General features: G+C 62.9%; 10 protein-coding genes and 1 pseudogene. 4 read left to right on the top strand and 7 right to left on the bottom strand.

Annotated elements, in window-relative coordinates; translation table 11 throughout:
- The 4 genes and pseudogenes from C5B90_RS14430 to C5B90_RS14445 form a co-directional block, all read left to right on the top strand.
- Nucleotides 1-132, top strand: a pseudogene (locus C5B90_RS14430) (mandelate racemase/muconate lactonizing enzyme family protein); the annotation flags it as partial.
- 789 nt (nt 133-921) lie between these two features.
- Nucleotides 922-1,875: an AEC family transporter gene (locus C5B90_RS14435; RefSeq protein ID WP_115882579.1), complete on the top strand. Its 954-nt coding sequence runs from the start codon at nt 922-924 to the stop codon at nt 1,873-1,875.
- A 954-nt stretch (nt 1,876-2,829) separates the two neighbouring features.
- Nucleotides 2,830-3,240: a cupin domain-containing protein gene (locus tag C5B90_RS14440; protein WP_115882581.1), complete on the top strand. Its 411-nt coding sequence runs from the start codon at nt 2,830-2,832 to the stop codon at nt 3,238-3,240.
- A gap of 123 nt (nt 3,241-3,363) precedes the next feature.
- Nucleotides 3,364-4,197 (top strand): phosphoenolpyruvate hydrolase family protein, encoded by an 834-nt coding sequence (locus tag C5B90_RS14445; protein ID WP_042664462.1) that lies wholly within the window; start codon nt 3,364-3,366, stop codon nt 4,195-4,197.
- An 83-nt stretch (nt 4,198-4,280) separates the two neighbouring features.
- Here the strand turns inward: C5B90_RS14445 and C5B90_RS14450 are convergent, their stop codons facing one another.
- The 7 genes from C5B90_RS14450 to C5B90_RS14480 all read right to left on the bottom strand — a co-directional run bounded on the left by C5B90_RS14450 (nt 4,281) and on the right by C5B90_RS14480 (nt 12,430).
- Nucleotides 4,281-5,540: a PQQ-binding-like beta-propeller repeat protein gene (locus C5B90_RS14450; protein ID WP_115882583.1), complete on the bottom strand. Its 1,260-nt coding sequence runs from the start codon at nt 5,538-5,540 to the stop codon at nt 4,281-4,283.
- A gap of 224 nt (nt 5,541-5,764) precedes the next feature.
- Nucleotides 5,765-6,508 carry an ABC transporter ATP-binding protein gene (locus C5B90_RS14455; RefSeq protein WP_042664456.1) on the bottom strand — a complete coding sequence of 248 codons (744 nt, stop codon included), beginning with the start codon at nt 6,506-6,508 and terminating at the stop codon, nt 5,765-5,767.
- Nucleotides 6,505-7,263, bottom strand: a complete 759-nt coding sequence (locus C5B90_RS14460) for an ABC transporter ATP-binding protein (RefSeq protein ID WP_004971745.1) — start codon at nt 7,261-7,263, stop codon at nt 6,505-6,507. The genes C5B90_RS14455 and C5B90_RS14460 overlap by 4 nt, the downstream gene beginning before the upstream one ends.
- Nucleotides 7,263-8,405, bottom strand: coding sequence for a branched-chain amino acid ABC transporter permease (locus tag C5B90_RS14465; RefSeq protein WP_115882585.1), 1,143 nt, complete (start codon nt 8,403-8,405; stop codon nt 7,263-7,265). Before C5B90_RS14465 ends, C5B90_RS14460 begins: the two co-directional genes overlap by 1 nt.
- Nucleotides 8,402-9,343 carry a branched-chain amino acid ABC transporter permease gene (locus tag C5B90_RS14470; protein WP_042664448.1) on the bottom strand — a complete coding sequence of 314 codons (942 nt, stop codon included), beginning with the start codon at nt 9,341-9,343 and terminating at the stop codon, nt 8,402-8,404. Before C5B90_RS14470 ends, C5B90_RS14465 begins: the two co-directional genes overlap by 4 nt.
- 277 nt (nt 9,344-9,620) lie before the next feature.
- Entirely contained in the window at nt 9,621-11,039 is a 1,419-nt protein-coding gene (locus C5B90_RS14475; protein ID WP_115882587.1) for a substrate-binding protein, read from the bottom strand.
- A 179-nt stretch (nt 11,040-11,218) separates the two neighbouring features.
- Entirely contained in the window at nt 11,219-12,430 is a 1,212-nt protein-coding gene (locus C5B90_RS14480; RefSeq protein WP_115882589.1) for a Tm-1-like ATP-binding domain-containing protein, read from the bottom strand.
- Nucleotides 12,431-12,432: the final 2 nt, after the last annotated feature.

Below are 12,432 nucleotides of genomic sequence, written 5' to 3' on the forward strand. Positions count from 1 at the left end.
CTCGTCGAGGAGACGGTCATCGAGGACGGTTACATCGAGATTCCGGAGAAGCCGGGCCTCGGCGTGACGCTGGACATGGACACCGTCGAAGAGCACATGGTCGACGGCGAGACGCTGTTCGACGAGGAGTGAAACAACTCGTCGAGCCAGCAGCACGGAGTGCTGCGCTGTTCGACGAGGCGTAAGCCGAAGTCGAATCAGTCGAGCTTCGCTCGACAGTATTCGACGAGGAGTGAAACAACTCGTCGAGCCAACAGACGCGTAGCGTCTGTTATGTTCGACGAAGCGTAAGCCGAAGTCAATTCTCTATCTTATCAGTCCTGCCTATTGCAAATTGAAGGCTCTGTTGAAACCCTCTTGTCGTCTTGCTATTTGTTGAGAGACTAGTTTTTACTGTGGTCCACGGAAACAGCCAGAAGGTGCGCTCTCTCCAATGTCATCGCTGAAGGATTTCAACAGAGCCAAATCGAACACACACCGGATGCCAGTATTTTAGATATAATACAAACCAGAAGAAACCAAGTCAAAATTCAAAATATCTGAATACCTCAGATAATTTCTGATATTAATCTTTTATCTCGGATATAGTTATAGATGATTCCTATAATCCAATTAAAATTTATATAATCTTCTCAAAACAAGAAGTAGGATCAATTTATCTACCCACCTAATCCTTTAACCGATCTTCCCCACACGCCAAATTTCGGACATGGAACAATTCTACTTGGCGTGCGATTGATCTCACTATCCGCATATTCGTTTGTCTACTCGCATGGTAACAACATCTGGTCCCGCACGTAGCCATCTCCGATACTATTTATACCAGAAGCAATATGGAAGTGACATGAGCGGACAGCGACAGCGCAGAGTGTTAGCCGAACGTTTCAGACCGCCGAACCGACTCCCCGTGGAGGGTAACCAATGTCGTTGACGGGGGCGTTCACGAACGCGATTCTCCCGATTCTCGGCGTCGCCGTCGTCGGCTATCTGTTGGCGCGAACGACGGACATCGACGTCGGACCGATAAACACCCTCGGACTGTACGTGCTCATCCCGGCGTTGGCGTTCCACAGCATCGCCACGACGACCCTCGACGGCGGTGAAGTGCTCAAACTCGGCGTCGGCGTCGTCGGCTACGCGCTCCTCATGATTGCTATCGCGTGGGGCGTCGGCCGGCTCGCAGGCGAGTCGGGGCCGCTCCTCGGCGCGCTCATGCTGGCGGCGGCGTTCCCGAACTCGGGCTTCGTCGGTATCCCGCTTTCCGGGTTCGCGTTCGGCGAAGTCGGACGAACGACCGCCGTCATCTATCTCACCATCCAGAACCTCGTGGTCTACACGCTCGGCGTCTACATCGCCTCGAACGGCTCCGATAGCGGAGTTCTCGACGCAGTCACGGAGATATTCCGCCTCCCCCTCCTGTACGCCATCATCGCCGGTGTCATCGCCCGCGCGCTCGGCCTCGTCCCGCCGGCCGACTCGGCGCTCATGGAGACCGTCGGACTCGTCGGCGACGCGTCGATTCCGGTCATGTTGCTCATCCTCGGCATCCAGCTGGCGGAGACCAACGTGTCCGTCATATCGCGGTCGCTCGCGCCGACGGCGCTGAAACTCGTCGTCGCGCCGCTCGTCGGATTCGGCCTCGCGCTCGCGTTGGGGTTCGGCGACCCGACCGTCGCGAAGGTGTTCGTCCTCGAGTGTGCCACGCCCGCCGCGGTCATCCCGCTGGCGCTCACCATCGAGTACGCCGACGAGACGGCGGTCGACGGCATCACCGCCCCGGAGTATCTCAGCACGACCATCTTCACCACCACCGTCGCCAGCGTCGGCGTCCTGACCGTCCTCGTGGCGGTCTTGCAGGCGGGCGCGCTGTTCTGAGCGCCCCGACGACGGAGCGACTCCGTTGACGGCGGTATTCGGCATTCTCACCGACAACACACCAAACTTCACATTTCGAGAATGCTGTTTTGGGATCTCTACTCGCGTTTCATCTGCGCCCTCGAATGACGGTCTCATCGCCCGCCGCGGAGCAGTTCGGTTGAGATCTCGTAAACGGACTGTGCCCGCGTACTGGTCGCTTTTCCCGCGGGACTTGCGGGAGCGCTAGCGTCACGAGGGGTCTCGCACCTATACGGAACGTGTCGTACAGAACTGGGTGGTTGGTCCCACGACTGTCTTCTCTTCGTCTCGTAAACCACGGACACTGGTGGGGAGGTGGCGAGTGAATATTACAGACATATGTTTGTAATTAGTCCATCACAAACATATGATTGTAATGTCTATCGAAGATACGAACCAAGCACCGGTGCAGAGAGTCTCCACTCTCGTGACTCCGCGTTGGATTTTCGATATGAAAATGGATGTTTGAGAGCTATCTGGTTTGTCATCACATCACACGCGTCCGACGCCCGAACAACGGCTGTCGTCGCCGGTTGAACCCCGTTCCGTCCGCGTGAGTAGAACAGTCGCTCGGGACCAACGAGCAGGAAATCCCCGTACGCCGGTCCGATTCCGCTCGTTCTCGGAGCGTCCATTCCTCAGTCACCGACCGATTCCGTCACGGTTCGCCCCGCGATTGTATTGGTCTATTAATAATTTACAACACGCGAACGAAACGGAGCGCCCACGTGACCGCCACCGACTCGAATAGTGACGAATCGCCGTGTGAGGCCACCTACCACTAGTTCAGTCGCGTTGGTCGTCGGCTCCGGATCTGCGCCTCGATTTTCCTCTCGAAAATAGTGTGGATAGCCCGCGAACGCTCGACGAACTTCTGACCGCGTTTCGGTCACCAAAATATTTAATAATTGATACTGTTTGACTCAACACGTCATGGTATCCGAAAAGCGGTTCGTCCAGGCAGACGACGTAGAGACGATTCAACTGGACTGGGGCACGCTGAAGTGGATGAACACGCCCGAGGTCACCGCCTCGGAGGGACTCAGCGCCGGCGTCGTGTTGCTCGAACCCGGGAAGGGCCACGAGCGACACACGCACCCCGACAGCGAGGAGATACTGTACTTCCTCGGCGGCGAGGGCGAACAGACCATCGAAGACGAGACCCGGACGGTCGGCGCGGGCGACATGGTTCACATCCCCAGCGGCGTCGAACACAGCACCATCAACACCTCGTGGGAGCCGCTTCGCTTCCTCGCGGTGTACTGCCCGCCCGGCCCGGAAGCCGTGATTCGCGAGGACGACGACGCGACGGTCTTCCCGCCTGGCGAGTTCCCGGACAACTGATTCGCGCGGACGAGCGCCTTCTTATCGAGACCGTTTCGGTCGAGGCAGTCGCCGTCGAGGACGCCCGGCCTCGGTCGATTCTTCCGAAATATTAAAGTCGTATGCGATGGCCTGTCAACTCGGATGAAGTATACTCGTGCTGAATCACTCGACCGTATCGAATCCACGATCGAATCCGGCGACCCCGTCATCGGCGCCGGTGCCGGAACCGGCATCTCCGCGAAGTTCGCGGAACGCGGTGGCGTCGATCTGCTTATCATCTACAACTCGGGCCGTTACCGGATGAACGGTCGGGGCTCGCTGGCCGGTCTCCTGCCGTACGGCGACGCCAACGAAATCGTCGTCGAGATGGGCCACGAGGTCATCCCGGTCGTCGAAGACACGCCGGTGCTCGCCGGCGTCAACGGGACCGACCCCTTCCGCGAGATGAGCGTGTTCATCGAAGACCTGCGTCGTCGCGGCTTCTCCGGCGTCCAGAACTTCCCGACCGTCGGACTCATCGACGAGGACAGCAGCTACCGGAAGAACCTCGAAGAGACCGGCATGGGCTACGACAAGGAAGTCGAGATGATTCGCGAGGCGAGCGAGCAGGGCATGCTGACGTGCCCGTACGTCTTCACCGAGGAGCAGGCCAAAGCGATGACCGAAGCCGGTGCCGACGTCATCGTCTCCCACATGGGCCTGACGACCTCCGGCGACATCGGCGCGGAGACGGCGCTCGACCTCGACGACGCGGCCGAGCGCGTGCAGGCGCACCACGACGCCGCCAAGTCGGTCCGAGACGACGTGCACGTCATTTGTCACGGCGGCCCCATCGCGTGGCCCGACGACGCGGAGTACGTCCTCAACAACACCGAGGGCGTCGTCGGCTTCTTCGGCGCGTCGAGCATCGAGCGCCTCGCCACGGAGGAAGCCATCGAGAATCAAGCGCGCAAGTTCAAGGAAATCGACTTCTGAGGGCTTTCGAGACGTTCTCGTTCGAGCGATTGCTACCGCTTCGGTAACCAGTCGTCGCGGAGGCGGTCTCGCGTACAGTCAGACTACTCGACCGCGTACACCTTCGCGTCGGTCCCGCCGAAGTACAGTCGCCCGTCGACGAGCGCCGGGCTGGACCCGACGCCCCGCCCGTCGATTTCCATGAACCACTCTTCTTGCCCGTCAGTCGTGATGGCGTGGACACCGACGCCGTCGCCGTCCGACTGTCGGTGCGTCCCGACGTAGAGCGTGTCTTCAGTCAGGACGGGACTGCTTCCGACTTCCAGCGCGGGCGTCTCGAAGCTCCAGTTCTCAGCGCCGCTTTCGCGGTCGAAGCGGAACACCTTCGCGTGGTTCGTCGTCGGGTCGTCGAGCGTGTTGTACGGCGTGTGACCGACGTAGACGGCCTCCTCGCCGACGGCGACGGACCCCGAGATGTATCGGCCCGCCGTGTCGGCGAGCCACTCTCGCTCGCCCGTCGCCGCGTCGGCGGCGTGAACGTTGCCGTTCCAGTCAGTGAAGTACACGGAGCCGTAGGCGACCGCCGGACTCGACCAGATCATGTCGCGGGTCTCGTACCGCCACTCGACCTCGCCGGTCGAGCGCGACAGCGCGTACAGCGCTTCGTCCGAGGAGCCGACGTACACGCGGTTGTCCGTGACTGCCGGACTGCTGACCACTTCGTCGCCGACCTCGTACTGCCACTCCGTCTCGCCGGTCTCGGCGTCGAGCGCGTACACCCATCCGGTCTCCGAGACGTTGGCCTCCTCCGCGTACCACGCGCACGCGAGGTTGTGACAGCCGACGCCGGTGTAGACCGTCCCGTCCCAGACCGTCGGGCTCCCTCGAATCAGCCCGTCGAACGCCCGGGACCACCGTTCCTCGCCGGTCTCGGCGTCGATAGCGTACAGATGCTTGTCGTACGACCCGATGTAGACGATACCGTCGGCGTAGGCTGGCGTCCCCTCGATTCGGTGCCCGGACTCGAAGGACCACCGTTTCTCGCCGGTCTCGGCGTCGATGGCGTACAGCGAGCTATCGGCGCTCCCGATGTAGACGGTGCCGTCGGCGACGATTGGGCTCCCCCAGAACGCCCCGTCGGCCTCGAAGGTCCACTCCACCGAGGGCTCCGAGTCGAGTGGGGACACGTCGCCGATGTAGCCGGTGTTGAACCGTCCTCCGCGGAACGTCGGCCACGAGGTGACCGGTTCGGACACGGGGTGGCTCTGCGACGCTGACGCGACCGGTCGCTGACACCCCGCGGTGAACGCAAACGCGGACGAGGAGAACGCGGCGAGAAATCGTCGTCGGTTGGTCCGTTTCATGTCCCGTGTCTTCGAGTGTCACGAAATAATATTGTCGACTGACTGACGGCGACCGAGGGTGAAGAACCGCCCCCGAAATGCGAGACTGAGCGCCGGGGAAGGAACCGGAACGAGAGCCGGAACAAGAACTGAGGAGAGAATCGAAACGAGAACGGACCGACACGGAAGCGAGGTGGGAGAAAAAGAGCGCGTCGGTCGCGCCGAGGGGCGCGCGTTCGGCGCGGTCAGACGACGAGGTACTCGTCGAGGTCCTCGGATTCGAGTTCGTCCACGGTGCCTCTGTAGACGATGTCACCCTGGTCGAGCACGTAGCCGCGGTCCGCGATGCGGAGCGCCTCGCGGACGTTCTGCTCGATGAGGAGCACCGTCAGCCCTTGGTCGGCGATTTCCGCGACGGAGTCGCCCACCGTCTTGACGATTTGTGGGGCCAGTCCCTCGGTCGGTTCGTCCAGCAACAGCAGTTTCAGGTTCGGGAGCCTGAGCGTCCGCGCGATGGAGAGCATCTGCTGTTCGCCGCCCGAGAGCGTCCCGGCCTGTTGGGCCCGCCGCTCGTCGAGCCGCGGGAACAGGTCGTACAGCTCGTCTATCGACATCGTGCTCTCGCCGCCGCCGAGACCGCCCCGGCGGATGGTGTTCCACCAGCCGCGGGTGATTTTCGACATCTCGAGGTTCTCCTCGACCGTCAGTTCGGAGAACAGTCGCCGACCCTCCGGGACGACGCCGATGCCGCCCATAGCGATGTTGTCGGCCGGCCAGTCCGTGATGTCGTCGCCGTCGAATCGAATCGACCCGGACCGAATCGCCGGCGGTTCGGTCCCGGCGATGCTGCGGACCGTCGTCGTCTTCCCCGCGCCGTTGCGGCCGAGGAGCGTGACGACCTCGCCCTCGTCGATGTCGAGGGAGACGCCGCGGAGGATGTGGCTCGGTCCGTAGTAGGCGTGCACATCGTCGAGTTCGAGCAGGCTCATTGTTCCCCACCTCCGAGGTAGGCCTCGCGAACGGCTGGATTCTCCCGAATCTCCTCGGGGGTACCCTGCGCGATGAGCCGTCCTTGGTGGAGCGTGAAGATGCGGTCGGACACGTCGAAGACGATGTCCATGTCGTGTTCGACGAGGAAGATGGTCATCCCCCAGTCGGCCAGTAGGTCGTGGATGAGGTCGACCGTTATCTCGGTCTCCGTCGGCGACATGCCGGCGGTCGGCTCGTCCATGAACAGCAGGTCCGGGTCGGTCGCGAGTCCGATAGCGACCTCTAAGCGCCGCTTGTCCCCGTACGGGAGCGAACCGGCTTCCATCCGGGCCTTCGAGTCGAGACCGATAGTCTCCAGGATGTCGTTCGTCCGCGCTTGGACCTCGTCGAAGGAGTCCCGCCGGCGGAAGAAGTTGACCCGGAACGAGCCGTGTTCGGCCGCGAACGACGCGACCTGCACGTTCTCGCGCACCGTGAGTTCGGGGAGAATCGACGCGGTCTGGAACGACCGGCCGACGCCGAGTTGGGCGATTTCGAACGGCTTCATGCCGACGAGTTCGTTCCCGGCGTAGAACACCTCGCCTTCGGTCGGACGCAGTCGACCGGTAATCGTGTTGATGAGCGTGGACTTGCCGGCACCGTTGGGGCCGATGAGGGAGACGAGCTCGCCCTCTTCGACTTCGATGTCGACGCCGTCGAGTGCCGTGAGTCCGCCGAACTCCTTGGTGAGTCCGTGGGTTTCGAGCAGCGCCATCAGTTCTCACCTCCCGAGGAGTCGCCGGTCGAGTCGCCACCCGTGAGGGAGTCGAGCAGTTCTCTGGGCTCGCGGAGCGCGCCGGTGAGGGCGGTCGTCATCCCCCAGATACCGTCGCGGTAGACCCACACGACCGTGGTAAACGAAAGCGAGAGCAGGAGGAGCCAGTAGTTGCCGAGCGTCGGGAAGCCGTTGACGATGCCTTTGAAGTAGAAGAACACGAACGTCCCGATGACCGGGCCGGCGAGCGTGCCGAGTCCGCCGAGGACGGTCATGACGACGACGTCGCCGCTGACGGACCAGTAGAGTCGTTCGACGCCCGCGAACTGGGTGTTGACGGCCATCAGGCCGCCGGCGAGGCCGACGATGGACGCGGAGAGGAGGAACGCCGCGAACTTGTAGCGCCAGACGTCGAGACCGACGAACGCCGTCCGCGTCTCGTTCTCGCGAATCGCCTTGAAGATGAGCCCGTAGGGCGACTTGCGGATGCGCGTGATGGAGACGACGACGCCGACGAAGAAGACGCCGACGAAGAGGTAGAGGTTGTTCACGATGAGTTCGCCGAGGAACCCGCCGTACTGGTGTTCCAGTTCGAAGAACCCGAGGACGGGCGACCGCGGCACTTCGAGGCCGTTTATGCCCTTCGTGATTTCCACGAGCGGTTCTCGGGCGAGAAAGTAGAGGAACTGGCCGATAGCCAGCGCCACGATGGAGAAGTACACCGTGTGGAGGCGCAGGAGAATCAGCGCCGCGATTGCCCCGAGGGCGACCGCAGCCAACGTCCCGACGACGATGACCGCAAGCGGGTCGTTGTACACGTGAATCGCGAACAACGCCGAGGCGTAGCTCGCGGTCCCGAAGAACATGGCGTGCCCGAACGAGAGGAGGCCGGTCTGGCCCAACAGGAGGTTGAACCCGAGCGCGAATATCGACCAGATGAGGATGGTAACCGCGAGTCCGTGATATCCCTGGAAGATATCCGAGACGACCGGTGCGCGGCCGAACGCGTACGAGAACGTCAGGACGAACAACACCGACGCCAGGAAGACGAACGACTCGGTGTGCTTGATTCCGTCCCAGGTGTCCCAGCTAATCAACGACGATTCTTCGTCTACGGTCTTGTGGATGTTGTCCGTGCTCATTGTCCGACCTCCGCCGAGGGGAAGATGCCGCTCGGCCTAATCGTCAGCACCACGATGGCCAGCAGATAGATGCTGGCCTGCGTCATGCTCGGTTCGAGTTCCGTCGCCACCGCGAAGGTGAGTCCGGCGAGCAGCGCGCCGACAACGGTCCCGCGCAAACTGCCGACGCCGCCCATGATGACGATGACCAGCGACGGGATGATTATCTCCATGCCGATTTCGGAGGTCACGTTGAACAGCGACCCCCCGAGGACACCGGCGAGTCCGGCGTACGCGGCACCGACGGCGAATATCAGGAGGAACGGCCGGCCGACGCGGATACCGAGCATCTGCGTCATCTCGGAGTCTTCGGTGCCCGCCCGCACGGCCAGCCCGTAGTCGGTGTATTTGAAGAACGCGAAGATGCCGGCGACGAGCAACAGCGTGAGCGCGACGACGAGGACGCGTATCGTCGAGGCCGCGCTCATCCCCGGCGGCGTACCGATGACGGGAAGCGAAATCGCGCCCGTGAGCCACTCGGGTCGGGGGTAGATGGTCCCCGTCCGGCCGAAGAGGATGGCGACCAGCTCTTGAGCGGCGATGAGAATTCCGAATGTCACTAGCAGTTGGTCGAGCAGTTCTCGCTCGTAGAACGGTTTCGCGATCCAACGCTCCATAGCGACGCCGAGGACGAAGATGACCACCGGCGTCAACACGAGCGCGGGGACGAACCCCCAATCGAGTCCGACCTGCCCGAAGTCACCTAAGAGCCCACCGTACTGTTCGCTCGACGCGATGAGGAGCCCGATGTACGCGCCGCTCAGGTAGAGGACCCCGTGAGCCATATTCACGTATTTGAGCGACCCGAACACGATGGATAGACCGACCGCGACGAGCAGGTACAGCGACGCGACGCTCAGCGCGATGAAGAGGAACCCGACGACACCGTCGATGTTCATGGCTTCCACCTCGGTACAGATGTGAGTAAGCACTTCATGGTGTGCACGATTATTCATACATTCTTCAGTATGTTAATCTTGTGTTTCGCTGACTTCTGGCATGCCAGCGGGCCGCTCTCCGGGTTCGGCGGGGGCGGTCCCGGGTGTCAGCGAGACACGAATGCAGTCGAGTTGGGAGAATGGCGTGCGCGCGGCCGAGAACGCCGGTTGCCGCTCGCGGATTACCAACTGCAGAAAATGGGAGTAAGGTACGTCGTATCGAGGCTTGGACCGGCCGTTACTCGTCTCCGTACTCGTTGTCGCCCATGGCGCAGTTCGACGCCGGGAACTCGCTGCACTCGTAGACGAGCGGGTCGGTCGTCTCGACGATTTCCGTCCGGATGCCGAGTTCCTCGGCGCGGTCGTCGCCGACGCCCTGCACCATGTACCACGGTCGCTCGACTTGGTGGTCGCACGACCGGTACGAGGAGTCGCCCCACGCGAGGCTCCACTCGAAGTCTTCGAGCGTTCGAACCACCGTCGGCGGGTGGAACGTGCCGGCCTCCTCGACGGCGGCGGCGTACACCATCATCGACTCGTAGGTGTGCAGCGAACTCTGGTTCGGCGTCTCGTCGTACTCGGCTCGGTAGGCCTCGACGAACGCTTGGCTCGCTTCGTTGTCGGCGTTCGGGTTCCACGGCTCCATACCGAGGACGCCCTCCGCGTCCGCACCGAGCGGGTCGAGGGTGAACGCGCTGACGTGCGGGATGATGACGTCGATGTCGTCGGTCAGGCCGGCGTCCCGCAGTTGCGCGAGGCCGCTGGCCGCGAAGTTACCGAAGCTGGAGAAGTACAGCGTGTCGGCTCCCGAGTCTTCGAGCGCCTGAATCTGGGAGCTGTGGTCGGTCTCGCCTTCCGCGATGGCGGCACCGCCGGCGTCCTCCCACGGCCCCTGCTCGGTGAGGTACTTGCGGGCGGCGTCGCGGTTCGACTGCCCGTAGGAGTAGTCCATGTAGATGTGGAACAGCGAGCGGTCCTCGCCGAGGACCGAGGGCGCGGCCTCGCCCATCGCCATCCCGATAATCTCTGCGTGGAACGTCGGGTGGAAGTAGTATCGCGAGCAGTTCTCGCCGGAGATGCCGGCGGACGTGGAGTTGCCGCCCATGAACGGGACTTTCTCCCGCTGGGCGACGTTCTGCATCGCCATCGTCACCGTACTGGACATGCCGCCCGTCCAGAACTGGATGTTGTCCCGCTGAATCATCCGGTCGATGTTGTCCTGGGCCGTGTCGGCGCTGCCGGCGGTGTCGGCCTTCGTCGGCTCGACCTGGTAGCCCATGATGCCGTCGCCGCTCAGTCGGTCCCAGTAGTCGACGAGGCCGCCGCCCTCGTTCAGGTGCTTGACCGCGAGGTCGAAGCCTTTCTCCTGGTCTTGACCGTCGGGACCCAACGCGCCGGAGGTCGGCCCGTTGAATCCGATGCTCACGGAGTTCCCTTCGGGCGGGAAGTTCCCGATGGGCTCGTAGTCTTCGCCGCTGTCGTCGCCGCCGGACGTGTCCCCGCCAGAGGAATCGTCGCCGCCCCCACCGCCAGTGTTCTCGGTCTCGGAACCGCCCCCACCGGCACAGCCCGCAAGGCCGGCCGTGAGTCCGGCCGTCCCGATTGCTTTCAGATAGCGTCGCCTGGATTCGTCAGTTAGCGCTGGTTGATCAGTCATGTTTCTTCGGAACGCTGGTAGTGACATGGTGTCATGGTATAGTTAAACTTTGTGATTATCCGGGTAGAAAACAGGTCACGAGACTGACTGCGGGTGGGAAATCCCGCGCGTCGGCGCTCAGAATATCGGCTCTCGGGGCGCGACCCTCGAGTCTCGTTCTCGATTCGGAAACGGTCGTCTCACGCCGACGCCCGCATGCGGCTGTCGATGGCCTTCGCGAGCGTGAGCGCGAACTCCTCGTCGTTGATGTTGGCCGCCGACTCGACGACTTCTACGTGGCCGTCGAGGTGCTCGCGCAGCGCGTCGAACAGCGCGTCGTCGGCTTCGGGGTCGTAGAACTCCTCGCCCTCCGCGTCGAGCATCGAGACGCCGCCGAGCGGGAGCGCGAGCGTGGTCGGCCCGGTCGCGGCGTTGAGTTTCTCCGCGATGATTCGGCCCAGTTCGGCGTTCTCCTCTGGGGTCGTCCGCATCAGCGTCACCTGCGGGTTGTGGACGTGGAACTGCCGGCCGTCGAACTCGTCGGAGATGGAGTCTTTCGGCCCGAAGTTGACCATGTCGAGCGCGCCGGTTGAGACGACCTGTGGGATGCCGCGCTCGGCCGCGGCGTCGAGTCGGTCGGGACCCGCCGCGAGGACGCCGCCGACCAGTTCGTCGGCCCACTCGGTCGTCGTGACGTCGAGCACGCCGTCGATGACGCCCTCCTCGATGAGCGACTCCATCGCCCGGCCACCGGTTCCGGTCGCGTGGAAGACGATGGTCTCGTAGCCGCGCGCTTCGAGCCAGTCGCGCGCCGTCTGGACGCAGGGCGTGGTGACGCCGAACATCGTGATTCCGATGGTCGGTTTGTCCTCGGTCTCCACGTCCGGCTCGTTCGACACCATGCCGACCATCGCGAGTGCCGCGTTGGAGATGACGGTCCGCGAGAGTTGGTTGAGCCCCTCGATGTCGGCGACGGAGTACATCATCGCGATGTCGTGGTAGCCGATGTACGGCTCCGTGTCGCCCGAGGCCATCGTGGAGAGCATCAGTTTCGGGACCCCCATCGGGAGTGCGCGCATCGCGGCCGTCGCGACCGACGTGTTCCCGCCGCCTCCCAGACCGAGGACGCCGTCGAGTCGGCCTTCCGCGTGGAGTCGCGACGCGACGACGGCCGCACCGTCGCCCATGGTTTCGATGGCCTTGCCGCGGTCGCCGGCCTCCCGAAGCGCTTCGAGGGTGCTGCCGCCCGCCTCGGCCACGGCCGCGGCGTCGGTGTTCGGTTCGATTTCTGGCTCACCTATCACGCCGACGTCGACGAGGTGTACTTCGATTCCCTGCCCTTCGAGTACCTCGCGGGCGAATCCTATCTCCTCGCCCTTGGTATCGAGCGTGCCGACGATGACGACGCTCATCG

Origin of the sequence: Haloferax sp. Atlit-12N, from assembly GCF_003383095.1 — an archaeon.
Lineage (GTDB): Archaea > Halobacteriota > Halobacteria > Halobacteriales > Haloferacaceae > Haloferax.